Raw genomic sequence first — 15,513 nt, 5'->3', positions numbered from 1 at the left:
AAGCCTAACGCCGGAAACTTGCCGATGCCGAGGCCGATTCAATTTCGTTGCGCGGCGGGTGTCGCCGACGGCGTCTCTTCCATCAGCAGGACCACGCCGTCCCGGGTGCCGTCCAACGGAGAACAGGTCACCGCGCAGGTGATGGAGCGGCCGATCCGGTTGACCGCCGCGAGCTCGATCGGCCCCACCCGCCGGCGCGAGCGCATGGTCTGCTGCACCGATTCGGCCAGCCTTTCGGTGGGCAGCCCGAAGTCCAGGGTGAAGAAGAACTGCTGGCTCACCTCCTCGCTGCGCAACCCCCACAGCTCCTCCGCGCCCCGATTCCAGCTGCGCACCCGCAGATCGGCGTCCAGCACCACCACTCCGGCCGCGACGCTGGACAGGATGCCCTCGAGGAAGGTGCGCGCCTCGTCCAGTTCGTTGCTGCGGATGCGCAATTCCTCGTTCATGGTCTCGAGCTCTTCATTGCCCGATTGCAGTTCCTCGTTGGTGGTTTCGAGTTCCTCGTTGGTGGATTGCAGTTCCTCGTTGGTGGTCTCGAGTTCCTCGATGCTGGATTGCAATTCCTCGTTGGTGGTCTCGAGCTCTTCGTTGGTGGATTGCAGTTCCTCGTAGGCGGTTTCGAGCTCTTCGCGCTTGACCTTCACCTCGAGCGAGAGCCGGGTCGACATGGTGGTGTCGACGAAGCTGATCGACACGCCGATATTGGCGCTCTCGCCATTCCACAGCGGCTGCACCACCACGTCGAAGAACTGGATCTCGTCCGGGCCCAGCCGCCGCTCCACCGAGGTGAGGCGGATCATGCGGCGCTCGTTGACGGCCTGCTCGATGACCGACCGCAATTCGACCGGACGGTAGGAGATTTCGAGATCGCTCAGGGGGCGGCCGACATCATGCGGATTCAAGCCGAACTGGCTGCGCATCTGGTTGTTGATCACCGTCACCTTGCCGTCGGTGTCCACACCGAGCATGGCGATCGGCGCGGTCTCCAGGGCCAGGTCGCTCAACTGCCGCTTCTTGACGAACCCCTGCACCTCCTGGCCCAGCCCGGCCTCCAGCCGCGGCAGGATGGCCGCGTGCTGCGACGCGGATTCGCCGACGCGGCGGCGGAAGACGCGCTGGCGCATGCTCGCGACCTCGAAGCGTTCGCCGTCCGACAGCAGCATCTCTGCCTTGCCCAGGAACAGGAACCCGCTGTCGCGCAGCGCGAAATGGAAACGGTCGAGGATCTGCGACTGCGCCTCCACATTGAAATACATCAGTGTGTTGCGGCAGATCAGCAGATCGAGCCGGGAGATGGGAGCGTCCCGCGTGATGTCGTGACGACCGAAGATCACCCGCCGTCGCAGGTCGGACCGGAAGACGAACTTGTCGCCGTTGGGTTCGAAATAGCGGGTGCGCAATTCGTTCGACAGCGGCTCGAGCGCCTTCGCGGTGTAGAGGCCGGAGCGCGCGTCGCGCAGCGCCTCCTCGTCGACGTCGGTCCCATAGATCTTCACCCGCTTGACGCACTCGTCGATCCCGAGCGCCTCGGCGAAGACGATGGCCAGCGAGTACGCCTCTTCACCGCTCGAGCAGCCCGCGCTCCAGATCCGGATCTCGTCGTCGGCCTTGGTGGCCGACACCAGCTCCGGGATTATCTCGCGCTGCAGGTACTGCCAGGCTTCGATATCGCGGAAGAAGCTGGTGACATTGATGAGGATGGTGTTGAACAGATGCTGGAATTCCTCGGCGTTGCTCTCCAGGTAGTCGCGGTAGTCGCGGTATTCGACGATCCGCACCTCGTGCATGCGCTTGCGGATGCGCCGTGCCAGCGAGGACCGCTTGTAGCCGGTGAAATCGAAGCCGCGCGAATCGCGGATGAAGATCAGCAGCTCCTCCAGCGCGCTGTCGACCTCGACGGTCTTGTCGGCCGCGGCCCGGTCCTCGGTTCCGTCCTGTGCTTCAGTCACGACTTCCTCACCTCGACCAGACTTCGGATCACGTCCGCGATCTCGTCCAACGGCAGCACGAAATCGACCGCGCCCGTACGCACTGCGGCCTGGGGCATCCCTTTGAACTCCGCCTCCTCCGGGTCTTGCACGAGCACTGTTCCACCACGGGATTTCACCGCGCTCACACCCATCGAGCCATCGCTGCCGGATCCGGTGAGGACGCAGGCGATCGCCCGCGGACCATACGCGCCGGCCACCGACTCGAAGAGCAGATCGGCCGACGGCCGGACGAAGTGGACGAGTTCGCTGCTGGACAGCGAGAGCACGCCCTCCGGGCCGACCAGCAGATGGTAGTTCGGGGGCGCGATGTAGACGACACCCGGTTCGGTCTGCTCGCCCGACTCCGCCAGGCGCACCGGCAGCTTGGCCCGGCGCCCGAGCACCTCCGCGAGGATCGTCTCGTGTCGCGGATCCAGATGCTGCACCACCAGGACCGGTACCGGCAGGTCCGCCGGCAGGCCGCCCAGGACCTTGCTCAACGCGGTGATTCCACCGGCGGACGACGCGATCGCGACGATGCCGAAGCTCTCGGCCGGGGCGGGCCGGCTGGAGTCGCTGTACACCCGATCAGATTAGCGTGCGGAGACTGCGCCACCCCGTCCACGAGCCTGCGCGTCGATCCCGCGAGCCAGGTTCAGGACCGCAGCGGCCGCACGCGCACCAGCCGGGCCACCGTCTCATCGGTCACGGTCTCGAAGAACCCGCCCACCACATCCTCTATCTCGCTGAGGGATTCGGCGCAGTACAGGACGGGCTGATAGTGCGTGATGTCGTAGTCGACGGTGCCCATGGCGTGAATGTCCAGCGGCCGCAGATCGGCGTGGCGGAACTCCTCGATCTCACCGTAGGAGGACAGCAATCCCGCGCCGTAGCAACGGACTTCGCCGTGCTCGCGCAGCACCCCGAACTCCATCGAGAACCAGAACACGTCGGCCAGGAACTTCAGCGCCCGCTCGGTCTCCAGCCGGGCGACCGCCGCGCCGACCAGCTCGTAGACGGCCGCGAACCGGGGGCTGGCCAATTGATTGGCGTGCCCGAGGATTTCGTGGATCGCGTCGGGCTCCGGGGTGTAGAGCGGCGCGGAGTGGTGGCGGATGTACTGGGTCGAGTGGAAGGTGCGGTCCGCGAAGGAGCCGAAGAACTCCCGCAGCGGCACCAATCCGGCGGCCGGTACGTATCGGAACCCGGTGAGCGGAACCAGCTTGGTGGAGACCTCGTCGAGTTGCGGAACGTGATCGGTGGGCAGTCCGAGACGGTCGGCCGCCTCGATCACCTCCGTGCACGCGTAGCGTTCCCGCTTGCGCGCCAACTCCGCGGAGACGATCCGCCACACCTGCTGTTCCTCGTCGGTGTAGTCGATGTGCGGGACCGGCGCACCGGGCCGGTAGTCCAGCGCGAGCGCGGCGATGGCATTGCGGCGGGCCCGGTAGTCGGGATCGTGCACCCCCGGGTGCTGATCGCTCAGATGCACGGTCACATTGCCGTCGACCCCGGTGGTCACTGGCGAGTACAGCTGAGCCTCGGTGAACATGCCTCGATGCAACCACTGCTATGTGATCTAGACAACAAAGCCGCTTGCAACTGGTCAAATTGACTAGTTGCGCGAGGGTCGCTGCCCGTGTTCGTGCCGGATCATCTGCATTGCGCAGGGGGTGAAAGGTCTTGTGGAAGTTGACAATTCAATCTGAATGATGGTTCCGCGATGCGAGATTTCGATCCGCGAGGATGGGTAACCATCTAGTGTGATTCGTATGGATCGGCGGGAGATCTCGACGAGGTCGAATTTCCCGGTGTAGCGGGCCTGCGCGAATGCGGTCTCCGTTCGGATCGGGCGCACGGTTCCCGGAGAGCTGTGCCTGATGGCCTGGTGGCGATTGAAAGGTGTTGGGCGGTAGGGAAATACGCTGGAGTCGTGCCGAGCGGCAGGGCTGCTCGGTGGTGTCCCCGCACGGTGAGCTGACCGCGTCCACGTATCGGTCGCTCGTCGATGGCCTGGTCAAATTCGCGGTCGAGGAACCGCGGGCGGTGGTCGTGGTCCTCGAGGATCTGGTGGTGGCTTCCGAACCCCTCTATACCGCGTTCAGCAGTGCCTGGATGCGGGTGGGCGAGTGGCCGGGGGTGCCGATCCTGCTCGTCGTCCCCGGCGCGGCGCTGCGGGAGCGGCTGGGGGACAGCGCCGTTCATCGCTTCGTCCCCGTGTACTCCGAGGTGGACGAGGCCCTCGCGGTGCTGCGCGAACCCCCGGCCCGCCGGCGCGTGACCCTGAGCCTGGTGCCCACCGGGGATTGCGCCCAGCGGGCCCGCAGGTTCGTCGATGCCACCTGCTCGCGCTGGGGCATCCCGGAGGTGCGGGTCGACGCACTGCTGATCGTCACCGAGCTGGTCGAGAACTCCTTCCTGCACAGCGGCGTCGACGCCGATATCCAGCTGCGTCTCGAACTGCGGAATCAGATGTTCACCGTGGCCGTGGGCGACGCCGACCCGCAGGAGGCGCTGCTGCGCGAGCCCGGTACGGACGGCTTCCGCCACTACGGTCTGCACATCGTGGCCAAGCTGGCTCGGACCTGGGGATGCGCGCCGCGCTGGCCGACCGGCAAGGTCGTGTGGGCGGTGCTGCCGACCGGCCGGCGGCCGTCCTGAATCCGGTTCGGGGCGTTTGCAGCCGCTCCCGAACCGGACGCCGATATCAGCGCGGAGCGTTGGCCGGGTCGATCAGGGTGGGGGTGCGGCCCTCCTTGCGGGCTCGCTTGGCGTCCTCGAAGAACTCCCGGCTGAACAGGGCCGACAGGACCGCGATGCCGCCGCGGTGAATGCGGAACTCGCTCTTGGTGCTCGAACCGGTCAGGCGGATGACGCGACCCGCTGCGTCCTGGGGGCGGGACATGTCCTTGACCTTGCCGCGGCCGGTCCAGTTCAGCTCGGACTGGTCGATGACCGCGTCCTCGGGGACGAGCAGCTTGACCATGGCGTGGTCGAGGTCGGCATTGACCACGATCTCCTCGTCGCCCTCGATCCAGGGCGAGCGCAGGTCGATGACGACACTGCCGTAGCGGGCCTTCACCTGGAAGGAGTTGGCGTGGGTCCAGTCGCCCAGATGCTTCTCGGTGGCGTGGTCGGTGTGGATCTTGACGGTGTCGGTGGTGTTCATGGCCTTGTCCCTTCGGGGTGGTGGTGCTGGTCGGGTTCGCCTGCTCCCCAATAGTGGCATACAAACTAGTATCGTCGCAACTAGTTCTATGAAACTAGTTTTTGGGCACCTAGTACGATGAGGGCATGACAGCATCGACGCAGGCCACGCAGTTCAAGCGCTCGCCCCTGGCCATGGCGGTGCTCGGCATCCTGCACCTGGAGCCGATGCACCCCTACGCCATCCAGCGCCGCATCAAGGAGTGGGGCAAGGACAAGGTCGTCAATGTGGGCCAGCGCGCCCAGCTCTACAAGACGATCGCCCGCCTCCAGGACGCCGGCCTCGTCGCGGTCCGTGAAACCGGCCGCGACCAGCAGTACCCGGAACGCACCGTCTACGAGATCACCGACACCGGCCGCGCCGCCTGCATCGAGTGGATCAACGAAATGGTCAGCACCCCGCGCAACGAATTCCCGGAATTCCCCGCGGCCCTGTCATTTCTGATGCTGCTCGCCCCACCCCACGCCCAGCGCGAACTGGACCGCCGCGCGACCGCGATCCGCGCCAAACTCGAGGAGATCGACGCGGGCATGGCCACGGCCGCCCAATACGGTCTCCCGCGCATCACCGTGCTCGAGGACGAATACCAGCGCGCCCTCACCGCCGCCGAACTGCATTGGCTCGAAGGCGTTCTCGCCGACCTGAAGGCCGGCACCCTGACCTGGTCCTGGGAATCCCTGGCCCAGTTCCAGAATCAGAGCACCGCGTAGCCACTCAGGTCGCGGCCGGGCAGTGCAGATCCTCCTGCGGCGGCGTCAGGTCCACCAGATAACGCGTCACCGGATCATCCACGCACGCAACGCCTTCGCCGAACACGCCGTGCTGTACACCCTCGTAGGTCACCATGGTCGCGCCCAGATCGCGGGCGAGGTTCACACCGCCCGCGTAGGGTGTCGCAGGATCGCCGGTGGTCCCGACCACGACGGTCTTCGGCAGACCCGCGACCGCGGGCACGTGCGGGTGGCTGCGTGCCGGGACCGGCCAGAACGCGCAGAGGTCCAGCGGCGCTTGATCGGTGCCGTGGCCGTCATCCGCGATCGGTGCGGCCGCGCGTGAGCGGCGATCGAGATCAGCGGCCCGGGCGCGATCGGTGATGCGCTCGTCCTCGGTGCACAGGACCGCGTGCTGCAGATCCCGGCTCACCGTGCCGGGCTGAGCGACCAGGTCCGCGAGCCTCAGCAGGGTGTCACCGCGACCCTGCGCCAATTCGGTCAGGCCCTTGGTGATGCCCGGCCACTGGCCCGGGTTGTACAGGGAATTGAGGACGCCGTTCATGGCGTCCCGGTAGCCGAGCTGTCGATTGTCGGCGGCGGGCACGGGATGCTCGACCAGCGGATCGAGCAGGGCGCGAGCCCGATCGGTGGCCTTGGCGGCGTCGGAGCCCAGCGGGCAGTCGGGTGTGGTCGCGCAGGCCGTCGAGTAGGCGTCGAAGGCGTGCTGGAAGCCCGTCGCCATGGCCACCTGGTCGATCATGTAGGAGTTCGGATCGATGCCGCCGTCGAGCACCATGGCCCGCACCCGGGTCGGATACAGCTCGGCGATGGTGGAACCGATGCGCGTGCCGTACGACATGCCGAGATAGTTCAGCTTGTCATCGCCCAGGGCGGCGCGAACGACATCGAAATCCCTTGCCACCTCGACTGTTCCGACATGCTCGAGCAGATCCATCCCGGTGCGCTCGACGCACTCGTCCGCCAGCTTCTTGCGCTTGCTCTCGATGGCCGCGATGCCCGCGGGGGAGTGGTCGGCCTCGGAATCCGAACGCTCCGCCTGGAATTCCTCCGGCGTTTGGCACACCACCGCGGGCGTCGACGAACCGAGTCCGCGCACATCCACGCCGATGACGTCGAACCGCTGCGCCACAGCGGATTTCGCCAGCATGAGCGGCAGCAGGAGTCCCGGCCCGCCGGGTCCGCCGGGATTGGTGAGCAGCGCGCCCACCCGCTGACCGCTCGCGGGCAGTCGTGAAACGGCGAGGCTGACGGTCTTCCCGTCGAGCTTGTCATAGTCCAGCGGCACCGTGATGCGGGCACACCGCATGCCCGCATCCTCGAGCGCTTTGTCATGTGCCGAAAACCCTTGGCAAGAACTCCATTCGACGTGCTGTCGATAGAACTGATCCAGCCCCGATGTGGTGGGGCTGCCGCCCCCGCACCCGGCCGCCGCGGCCAATACGGTCGTGACGGCCATCGTCGGAAACCACCTGCGCCAGTTGAACACTGATTCCCCCCAAGATCGATGCTGCGCCCATTCTGCCGAATCGGGGCGCCGTCACCGGGTAATCGGGTTCGAGTGCTCGTCGGCGTGGACGAAACGCAACTCGAATGCCACTGGAAACGCTACCTGAATGCAACGGGTGGGTTGCATTTCGTTCGCCTGCTCTGGGTCAGAAGAAGCCGTCGTCGCTGTTGTCGTTGTAGTCGCCGCCGTACTCGCCGCCGCCGTCGTAATAGTCGTTGCGCTCGGCATTCTCGTAGCCGCGTTCGTAGGCGCGCTCTTCGTCGCGCTCATTGCCTTCGCTGGCGATCATGTCGCCGATCAGCGCGCCGCCGAGGAGACCGGCCGCGCCCGCGCCGACCACGGCCGCGGTGCTGTGGCCCTGCCGGGGCGGCGGGGGAGCGTAACCCGGCTGGGGCGGGTATCCGGGCTGCGGTGCGTAACCGGGCTGCGGTGGGTAGCCCTGGGGGTAGCCCGCGGGCGGGTAGCCGGGCTGGGGCGGATAGCCCTGCTGCACAGGCTGATAGAACGGCGGCGGAGTGGTCTGGATGCGCTGCGCACAGAACTGACACGCCTCCACGGAGCGCGGCACGCCCCACTGCGGCTGCCACATCACGTTGGCGACCGCCTGGCCGTGATTGGGATCGAAGAAGCAGATCACTGGAACTTTCCTCTATATGCGCGCTCGGCCGGGGCCGGGCTTGTTGCTGTCCGAACTGGAAACGCGGGGAGCGCCGCGTCGAGTTCCCCGAATCTCCATGGTTATACGAAAGCCGCCCGCATCCGAAGATGCGGGCGGCTTCGAGTCGGCACCCGGCCCTTGGGGTTTCAGGGGTTCACCCCTGAGAGTCCCGAGAGTTGGTGATTACCGGGTGAACAGGAGGGCGCGCTTGACCTCCTGGATCGCCTTCGTCACCTCGATGCCGCGGGGGCAGGCGTCGGTGCAGTTGAAGGTGGTGCGGCAGCGCCAGACACCCTCGACGTCGTTGAGGATGTCGAGGCGTTCGCGGGCGCCCTCGTCACGGCTGTCGAAGATGAAGCGGTGCGCGTTCACGATCGCGGCCGGGCCGAAGTAGCTGCCGTCGCTCCAGTACACGGGGCAGGAGGTGGTGCAGCAGGCGCACAGGATGCACTTGGTGGTGTCATCGAAGCGGGCCCGGTCGTGCTGGGACTGGATGCGCTCGAAGGTGGGCTCGTTGCCGCGCGTGATCAGGTACGGCTTGACCGCCTTGAACGCGTCGAAGAACGGCTCCATGTTCACCACGAGGTCCTTCTCCACGGGCAGGCCGCGGATCGGCTCGACGGTGATCGTCAGATCCTTGCCGCCCTTGGGCAGCATGTCCTTCATGAGGATCTTGCACGCGAGGCGGTTGACGCCGTTGATGCGCATGGCATCCGAGCCACACACGCCGTGCGCGCAGGAGCGGCGGAAGGTGAGCGTGCCGTCCAGGTAGGACTTGATGTAGATCAGCACGTTCAGGAACCGGTCGGTCGGCAGCACCGGGACCTTGAATTCGTCCCAGTGCTGGCCCTGCCCGTCCTCCGGGTTGAAGCGGGCGACCTTGACCGTGATCATGGTCGACCCGTCCGGCACCGGAGCCGGCTTCTGCGGCGTTTCAGCGACAGCAGTCATCAGTACTTACGCTCCATCGGCTCGTAGCGGGTCTGAACCACGGGCTTGTAGTCGAGGCGGATGTCGGAGATGAGCTCCGGGCTCTGCTTGTAGGCCATGGTGTGCCGCATGAAGTTCACGTCATCGCGGTTCGGGTAGTCCTCGCGCGCGTGGCCGCCGCGGGACTCCTTGCGGTTCACCGCACCCGCCACGGTCACCTCGGCCAGCTCCAGCAGGAAGCCCAGCTCGACGGCCTCGAGCAGGTCGCTGTTGTAGCGCTTGCCCTTGTCCTGCACGGTGATCCGCGAGTAGCGCTCCTTGAGGACCTGGATCTCCTCGAGCATGGACTTGAGCGACTCCTCGGTGCGGTACACACCGGCCTTGTCGTCCATGGAGTTCTGCAGCTCGGTGCGGATGTCGGCGACGCGCTCGTTGCCGTGGTCGGACAGCAGCCCGGCCAGCCAGTCCTGCACCATCTGCGCCGGGTTCTCCGGCATCTCCACGAACTCGGCGCGCTGGGCGTACTCGGCGGCGGCGATGCCCGCGCGGCGGCCGAACACGTTGATGTCCAGCAGCGAGTTGGTGCCCAGGCGGTTCGCGCCGTGCACGGACACACACGCGCACTCGCCCGCGGCGTACAGGCCGGGGACGATGTCGGTGTTGTTGCGCAGCACCTCGCCGCGGATGCGGGTCGGGATGCCACCCATCACGTAGTGACAGGTCGGCATGACCGGCACCGGCTCCTTGACCGGGTCCACACCCAGGTAGGTGCGGGCGAATTCGGTGATGTCGGGGAGCTTCTCCTCCAGGACGTCCTCACCGAGGTGGGTCACGTCGATGAGCACGTAGTCCTTGTTCGGACCCGCGCCACGACCCTCGCGGACCTCGAGCACCATGGAGCGCGCGACGATGTCACGCGGCGCGAGGTCCTTGATGGTCGGCGCGTAGCGCTCCATGAAGCGCTCACCGGAGGCATTGCGGAGAATGCCGCCCTCACCACGCACGGCCTCCGAGATCAGGATGCCCAGGCCCGCGAGACCTGTCGGGTGGAACTGGTGGAACTCCATGTCCTCCAGCGGAAGTCCCTTGCGGAACACGATCGCCATGCCGTCACCGGTGAGGGTGTGGGCATTCGAGGTGGTCTTGTACATGCGGCCCGAACCACCGGTGGCGAAGATGATCGCCTTGGCGTGGAACACGTGCAGCTCGCCGGTGGCCAGCTCGTAGGCGACCACGCCGGTGGCGACGGGGCCACGGTCGGTGTCGGTGAGGATCAGGTCCAGCACGTAGAACTCGTTGAAGAACTCCACGTCGTGCTTGACGCAGTTCTGGTACAGCGTCTGCAGGATCATGTGGCCCGTGCGGTCGGCGGCGTAGCACGCGCGGCGCACCGGGGCCTTGCCGTGGTCACGGGTGTGGCCGCCGAAGCGACGCTGGTCGATCTTGCCCTCGGGCGTGCGGTTGAACGGCAGGCCCATCTTCTCCAGGTCGAGCACGGCGTCGATGGCCTCCTTGGCCATGATCTCCGCGGCGTCCTGGTCGACCAGGTAGTCACCACCCTTGACGGTGTCGAAGGTGTGCCACTCCCAGTTGTCCTCTTCGACATTCGCGAGCGCGGCACACATGCCACCCTGCGCCGCGCCGGTGTGCGAGCGGGTCGGGTAGAGCTTGGTGAGCACGGCGGTGCGGGCCCGGGGACCGGCCTCGATCGCCGCACGCATTCCAGCGCCACCGGCACCGACGATCACGACGTCGTAGCGGTGTTCCTGAATCGGTCGGGATTCACTCATTCGAGGTGGCCTGTCCTTAACTGATGTTGGGGTCGAAGGTGAAGATCACGTAGGTGCCGGTGACCATGATCAGAAGCATGGAGATGACCAGCATGGTCTTCAGCCAGAAGCGGGTGGAGTCCTTGCGCGCGTAGTCGTCGATGACCGTGCGGACACCGTTGCCACCGTGCAGCTGGGCCAGCCACAGCATGGTCAGGTCCCAGATCTGCCAGAACGGCGAGGACCAGCGGCCGGCGACGAACGCGAAGTTGAGGCGGTGCACACCGCCGTCCAGCATCAGCATGATCGTCATATGGCCGATCACCAGCACGACCAGCAGCAGGCCGGAGAAGCGCATGAACAGCCAGGCGTACTTCTCGAAGTTGTTGCCGCCGGTGCGCCGGGGCGCGCGGGGGGCGTCGAGGGACGCGGGGCGGTCGTAGGACGTGCCGAGAATGGGTGCGGTCATGTCGGCTCTCACTTCGTCAGCAGGTAGAAGAACTGGCGTCCGACACCGGCACCGGCGACGACGATCCAGATCGCGAGCACGATCCAGAGCATCAGGCGCTGGTAGCGCGGGCCCTGCGACCAGAAGTCGATCAGGATGATGCGAATGCCGTTGAACGCGTGGAACAGCACGCAGACAACGAGACCCATCTCCATCAGGGCGACGACCGGGTTCTTGTACGTCTCGATCGCGCGGTTGTAGGTGTCCGGGCTGACTCGCACCAACGCGGTATCGAGGACGTGGACGAACAGGAAGAAGAAGATCGTCACGCCGGTGATGCGGTGCAGAGCCCAGGACCACATGCCGGGGTCGCCTCGGTACAGGGTCCGCTTCGGCTTGGCCGCCGGAGCTTCTAGCGTGGTCATAGAGTGCGGTGCCTCCAACGTCGTCGATGGACCCGGTCAGATCCGGCGCGGAGCCTGAGGACTGTCGAAACCACCTGCTCACAAGCGGAATCTGTGCTTTTCTCAAAGCAACTCGACTGTCCGGTGGCAGTGCTACAGGACCCGCTTCGGGAACCTGAACCGATCTGTCGTGAACTCTAAACCCAGCTTTGAGGGGGAACTAATTCGGCGTGCCGCTCGTTGGACCAAATTGTTGTGAGTTAGGTTTGCCTTTCCTGAATTTCGCGACCAGGCGGAACGCGTATCACGCGGGTTCGGTCGCGTCCATAGGAGGATGGTCCGAAATGTCGGAAATCGACTGGAAAGCACTGCGCTACAAGGCTTTTGAAGTCATGCAAGAGGCATATGCCCCCTACTCCCGGTTCCCCGTCGGGGCGGCGGCTCTCACCGTCGACGACCGCGTGGTGAGCGGCTGCAATGTGGAAAATATCTCATACGGTTTGGGCCTCTGCGCCGAATGTGTACTGGTCGGTAACTTGATTTCGACCGGAGGGGGACGCCTGCGGGCGGTCTCGGTCTGCGACTCGCGAGGGGCCGTGCTCATGCCCTGCGGGCGCTGCCGCCAGATCCTGCTCGAGCACGGCGGCGGCGAGTTGCTCGTAGATCACCACAAGGGTGCTGTCACCCTGAACACCTTGCTGCCGGACTCCTTCGGGCCCGACGACCTCACCGCCGGGCAGTTGTGAACGCGGCGCCGGGCGGCTCCGGCCCCGGTGTCCGGCGGCTATCGCCGCTGATCTTCGTGGCGCACGCGGTTTTACATGGAAACACCCGGGTACGCATGCCAGGGTGGAGGACGTGACGGTGCACTCGGCGGTGGACGTGATTCGGGCCAAGCGCGACGGCGGGCAGCTCAGCGACGCGCAGATCGATTGGGTGGTCGACGCGTTCACCCGCGGCGAGGTGGCCGACGAGCAGATGGCGGCGCTGGCCATGGCCATCGTGTGGCGCGGCATGACGCGGCGCGAGACCGCCCGCTGGACCCAGGCCATGATCGACTCCGGCAAACGCCTGGACTTCACCGATCTGGGCCGGCCGACCGTGGACAAGCATTCCACCGGCGGCGTCGGCGACAAGATCACGCTGCCGCTCTCGCCGCTGGTCGCCGCCTGCGGCGCCGCGGTGCCGCAGCTGTCCGGGCGCGGATTGGGTCATACCGGCGGCACTCTCGACAAGCTCGAGTCGATACCCGGCTGGCAGGCCGACATTCCGGTGGAACGGATGCGGGAGCTGTTGGCCGATCCCGCCATCGGGGCCGTCGTCTGCGCGGCCGGGGCCGATCTCGCGCCCGCCGACAAACGGCTCTACGCGCTGCGTGACGTGACCGGGACCGTCGAATCCATCCCCCTGATCGCCAGCTCCATCATGAGCAAGAAGATCGCCGAGGGCACCGGGGCGCTGGTGCTGGACGTGAAGGTCGGGCGCGGGGCGTTCCTGAAGGAACTCGACCAGGCGCGCGAACTCGCCACCGCCATGGTCGAACTCGGCACCGACGCGGGCGTGCGGACCGTGGCCCTGCTCACCGGCATGGACACCCCACTCGGCCATACCGCCGGAAATGCCCTGGAAGTCTGTGAATCCCTGGACGTACTGGCAGGCGGCGGGCCTCCCGACGTCGTCGACCTCACCCTCGCACTGGCCCGGGAGATGCTGGCGCAGGCCGGAATCACCGACGTCGATCCGGCCGACGCCCTCGCCGACGGCCGCGCCATGGATCACTGGCGAGCCATGGTGCGGGCCCAAGGCGGTGACCCGGACGCGGCGCTGCCGCAGGCCCGCCATACCGAGACCCTGCGAGCCCCGGTCTCCGGCACGCTCACCCGGCTGGACGCGCTCGACATCGGTCTGGCGGCGTGGCGGCTCGGTGCGGGCCGGGCCCGGCAGGGCGACCCGGTGCAGGCCGGGGCGGGAATCGAAATGCACGCCAAGCCAGGCGGTTCCGTCGTCGAAGGGCAGCCGTTGCTGACCTTGCACACCGACACGCCCGAGGCGTTCCCGACGGCGCTCGAGATCCTGCGCGACGCGTTCACGGTCTCCGACACCGACCATCCGACGCCGCAGCCGCTCATCCTGGACCGCATCACCGCCTAGCCCCCTGGGCAGCAGCGTCCTCGCCGTCCCGGCGGCCGCGCGCTTCGTGGTGTCGGGGCAGCGCCCTCGTCGTCCCGGCATGTTCGAGGCCGGGATCCACACCGCTGCGGTGGATTCCGGCCACCAGCGCGCCGGAATGACGGGGAGACCTTCCGGCGGAGCGCGCCTAGCCTGGGGATGTGAAGCATCGAACCAAACTCCGCCGCCGCACGGCTGCCCTGGCGGCACTGGGCGCGTTCGGGATCGTCATGCCGCTGAGCGCCGTCGCCCCGCAGGCCTGGCTGGCCACGCCGGTCGCGCGGGCGGCCCCCGGGGAGAACCTGCAGCCCGATCCGTCTGGCGGAAACTCCTTGTCGCGGGGTGACGTCAACACGCCCGAACCGGCCCCCAGGGCCAAGCCCGACCCCATCTACAGCAGCTGTGAGCAGGTGTGGGCGCAGGGCAAGGGGCCGATCTATCTGGGGCAACCGGGGTATTCGGCGTACCTCGACCCGGACGGCACCGGCGTGGCCTGCGACCGTTGAGTGAAGGAAACCTACCGGTCAGCAACGTGAGGGCAACGACATACCGAACTGTGGGGTGACTCGGCTCAACCGCCCTGCCGCGGAACGGGAATGCGGCTAACGTTGCTTCATGACTGGACCGATGCCCCTCACTCTCGCCTCGATCCGCCAGGCTCCGAAGGCGGTCCTGCACGATCACCTGGACGGCGGGCTGCGACCCGCGACCGTACTGGAGCTGGCCACCGCCTGCGGTTACGACCAGCTACCGGCAGGCGATGCCGAATCCCTGGCCACCTGGTTCCGGGACGCGGCCGACAGCGGATCGCTCGAGCGCTACCTGGAGACCTTCGCCCACACCGTGGCCGTCATGCAGACCCCCGAGGGCCTGCGCCGCGTGGCCCGCGAATGCGCCGAGGACCTCGCCGCCGACGGCGTCGTCTACGCCGAGGTGCGCTTCGCGCCCGAACAACACCTCGAGAACGGACTCACCCTCGACGAGGTGGTCGAGCACACCATCGCCGGCTTCCGCGAGGGCGAACAGCTCGCCGCCGCCGCGGGCAATCCGATCAAGATGGTCTGCCTGCTCACCGCCATGCGGCACGCCGCCCGCTCCCGGGAGATCGCCGAACTCACCGTGCGCTGGCGCGACCGCGGCGTCGGCGGCTTCGACATCGCGGGCGCGGAGGCGGGCTTCCCGCCCAGCCGCCACCTCGACGCCTTCGACCACCTGCGGGCCAACCTGGCGCACTTCACGATTCACGCCGGCGAGGCCTTCGGCCTGCCGTCCATCCACGAGGCCGTCGCGTTCTGCGGCTGCGAGCGCCTGGGCCACGGCGTGCGCATCACCGACGACATCACCGACTCCGCCGACGGGCCCAAGCTCGGCGTGGTCGCGAACTACGTGCGGGACATGCGAATTCCGCTGGAGCTGTGCCCGTCCTCGAACGTGCAGACCGGCGCGGTGCCCTCGCTCGACAAGCACCCCTTCGACCTGCTGGCCCGGCTGCGCTTCCGCGTCACCGTCAACACCGACAACCGGTTGATGAGCGACACCACCATGAGCAAGGAGATGCTGAAGCTCTCCGAGACCTTCGGCTACGGCTGGAGCGATCTGGAACGCTTCACCATCAACGCCATGAAGTCCGCCTTCATCTCGTTCCCCGAACGCCTGCGGCTGATCGACGAGGTGATCAAGCCCGGTTACGCGGTGCTGCTGGGATAGGTTGTG

Annotated in this window: 16 protein-coding genes; 6 read left to right on the top strand and 10 right to left on the bottom strand. The window is 66.8% G+C overall.

Annotated elements, in window-relative coordinates:
- Positions 1-38: 38 nt before the first annotated feature.
- From GPX89_RS16215 to GPX89_RS16205, 3 genes are all read right to left on the bottom strand, one after another.
- Positions 39-1,952: a CheR family methyltransferase gene (locus tag GPX89_RS16215; protein WP_328601899.1), complete on the bottom strand. Its 1,914-nt coding sequence runs from the start codon at positions 1,950-1,952 to the stop codon at positions 39-41.
- The gene (locus GPX89_RS16210; RefSeq protein WP_198347472.1) at positions 1,949-2,557 is read right to left on the bottom strand and encodes a chemotaxis protein CheB; all 609 of its coding nucleotides are present in this window, start codon (positions 2,555-2,557) and stop codon (positions 1,949-1,951) included. Before GPX89_RS16210 ends, GPX89_RS16215 begins: the two co-directional genes overlap by 4 nt.
- Positions 2,558-2,628: 71 nt before the next feature.
- Complete coding sequence (locus GPX89_RS16205) at positions 2,629-3,525, bottom strand: phenylalanine 4-monooxygenase (RefSeq protein WP_157388412.1); 897 nt, start codon at positions 3,523-3,525, stop codon at positions 2,629-2,631.
- A 404-nt stretch (positions 3,526-3,929) separates the two neighbouring features.
- Between GPX89_RS16205 and GPX89_RS16200 the strand changes: the two genes are divergently transcribed.
- Positions 3,930-4,634, top strand: a complete 705-nt coding sequence (locus tag GPX89_RS16200; protein WP_157388411.1) for an ATP-binding protein — start codon at positions 3,930-3,932, stop codon at positions 4,632-4,634.
- Between the two features lie 46 nt (positions 4,635-4,680).
- Here the strand turns inward: GPX89_RS16200 and GPX89_RS16195 are convergent, their stop codons facing one another.
- Positions 4,681-5,142, bottom strand: a complete 462-nt coding sequence (locus tag GPX89_RS16195) for a hypothetical protein (RefSeq protein ID WP_157388410.1) — start codon at positions 5,140-5,142, stop codon at positions 4,681-4,683.
- Positions 5,143-5,267: 125 nt separating this feature from the next.
- Here GPX89_RS16195 and GPX89_RS16190 point away from each other — a divergent pair, with 125 nt between their 5' ends.
- Positions 5,268-5,891 carry a PadR family transcriptional regulator gene (locus tag GPX89_RS16190; protein WP_157388409.1) on the top strand — a complete coding sequence of 208 codons (624 nt, stop codon included), beginning with the start codon at positions 5,268-5,270 and terminating at the stop codon, positions 5,889-5,891.
- Positions 5,892-5,895: 4 nt separating this feature from the next.
- Here the strand turns inward: GPX89_RS16190 and GPX89_RS16185 are convergent, their stop codons facing one another.
- The 6 genes from GPX89_RS16185 to sdhC form a co-directional block, all read right to left on the bottom strand.
- Entirely contained in the window at positions 5,896-7,221 is a 1,326-nt protein-coding gene (locus GPX89_RS16185) for an alpha/beta hydrolase (protein ID WP_235947450.1), read from the bottom strand.
- Between the two features lie 346 nt (positions 7,222-7,567).
- On the bottom strand, positions 7,568-8,059 hold the full coding sequence (locus tag GPX89_RS16180) for a hypothetical protein (protein WP_157388407.1): 492 nt from the start codon (positions 8,057-8,059) through the stop codon (positions 7,568-7,570).
- A gap of 204 nt (positions 8,060-8,263) precedes the next feature.
- Positions 8,264-9,031, bottom strand: a complete 768-nt coding sequence (locus GPX89_RS16175) for a succinate dehydrogenase iron-sulfur subunit (RefSeq protein ID WP_157388406.1) — start codon at positions 9,029-9,031, stop codon at positions 8,264-8,266.
- The gene (sdhA, locus tag GPX89_RS16170) at positions 9,031-10,800 is read right to left on the bottom strand and encodes a succinate dehydrogenase flavoprotein subunit (protein WP_157388405.1); all 1,770 of its coding nucleotides are present in this window, start codon (positions 10,798-10,800) and stop codon (positions 9,031-9,033) included. Before sdhA ends, GPX89_RS16175 begins: the two co-directional genes overlap by 1 nt.
- Before the next feature lie 16 nt (positions 10,801-10,816).
- Positions 10,817-11,248, bottom strand: coding sequence for a succinate dehydrogenase hydrophobic membrane anchor subunit (locus tag GPX89_RS16165; RefSeq protein WP_157388404.1), 432 nt, complete (start codon positions 11,246-11,248; stop codon positions 10,817-10,819).
- Between the two features lie 8 nt (positions 11,249-11,256).
- The gene (sdhC, locus tag GPX89_RS16160) at positions 11,257-11,652 is read right to left on the bottom strand and encodes a succinate dehydrogenase, cytochrome b556 subunit (protein ID WP_157388403.1); all 396 of its coding nucleotides are present in this window, start codon (positions 11,650-11,652) and stop codon (positions 11,257-11,259) included.
- 323 nt (positions 11,653-11,975) lie between these two features.
- Between sdhC and GPX89_RS16155 the strand changes: the two genes are divergently transcribed.
- The 4 genes from GPX89_RS16155 to GPX89_RS16140 all read left to right on the top strand — a co-directional run bounded on the left by GPX89_RS16155 (position 11,976) and on the right by GPX89_RS16140 (position 15,507).
- Positions 11,976-12,377: a cytidine deaminase gene (locus tag GPX89_RS16155; protein ID WP_157388402.1), complete on the top strand. Its 402-nt coding sequence runs from the start codon at positions 11,976-11,978 to the stop codon at positions 12,375-12,377.
- A 118-nt stretch (positions 12,378-12,495) separates the two neighbouring features.
- The gene (locus GPX89_RS16150) at positions 12,496-13,782 is read left to right on the top strand and encodes a thymidine phosphorylase (RefSeq protein WP_328602059.1); all 1,287 of its coding nucleotides are present in this window, start codon (positions 12,496-12,498) and stop codon (positions 13,780-13,782) included.
- A gap of 179 nt (positions 13,783-13,961) precedes the next feature.
- On the top strand, positions 13,962-14,306 hold the full coding sequence (locus GPX89_RS16145; RefSeq protein ID WP_328601898.1) for an excalibur calcium-binding domain-containing protein: 345 nt from the start codon (positions 13,962-13,964) through the stop codon (positions 14,304-14,306).
- A 109-nt stretch (positions 14,307-14,415) separates the two neighbouring features.
- Positions 14,416-15,507, top strand: coding sequence for an adenosine deaminase (locus GPX89_RS16140; RefSeq protein WP_157388401.1), 1,092 nt, complete (start codon positions 14,416-14,418; stop codon positions 15,505-15,507).
- Positions 15,508-15,513 lie beyond the last annotated feature (6 nt).

The sequence above is a fragment of the Nocardia terrae genome (assembly GCF_009760405.1).
Classification (GTDB): Bacteria; Actinomycetota; Actinomycetes; order Mycobacteriales; family Mycobacteriaceae; genus Nocardia; species Nocardia terrae.
This window is presented reverse-complemented; position numbering and strand designations above follow the sequence as displayed.

Coding starts and splice junctions, on each gene's coding strand:
- GPX89_RS16205 (WP_157388412.1), bottom strand. CDS start 3,525: ATGTTCACCGAGGCTCAGCTGTACTCGCCAGTGACCACCGGGGTCGAC.
- GPX89_RS16195 (WP_157388410.1), bottom strand. CDS start 5,142: ATGAACACCACCGACACCGTCAAGATCCACACCGACCACGCCACCGAG.
- GPX89_RS16190 (WP_157388409.1), top strand. CDS start 5,268: ATGACAGCATCGACGCAGGCCACGCAGTTCAAGCGCTCGCCCCTGGCC.
- GPX89_RS16185 (WP_235947450.1), bottom strand. CDS start 7,221: ATGCGGTGTGCCCGCATCACGGTGCCGCTGGACTATGACAAGCTCGAC.
- GPX89_RS16175 (WP_157388406.1), bottom strand. CDS start 9,031: ATGACTGCTGTCGCTGAAACGCCGCAGAAGCCGGCTCCGGTGCCGGAC.
- sdhA (WP_157388405.1), bottom strand. CDS start 10,800: ATGAGTGAATCCCGACCGATTCAGGAACACCGCTACGACGTCGTGATC.
- GPX89_RS16165 (WP_157388404.1), bottom strand. CDS start 11,248: ATGACCGCACCCATTCTCGGCACGTCCTACGACCGCCCCGCGTCCCTC.
- sdhC (WP_157388403.1), bottom strand. CDS start 11,652: ATGACCACGCTAGAAGCTCCGGCGGCCAAGCCGAAGCGGACCCTGTAC.
- GPX89_RS16155 (WP_157388402.1), top strand. CDS start 11,976: ATGTCGGAAATCGACTGGAAAGCACTGCGCTACAAGGCTTTTGAAGTC.
- GPX89_RS16140 (WP_157388401.1), top strand. CDS start 14,416: ATGACTGGACCGATGCCCCTCACTCTCGCCTCGATCCGCCAGGCTCCG.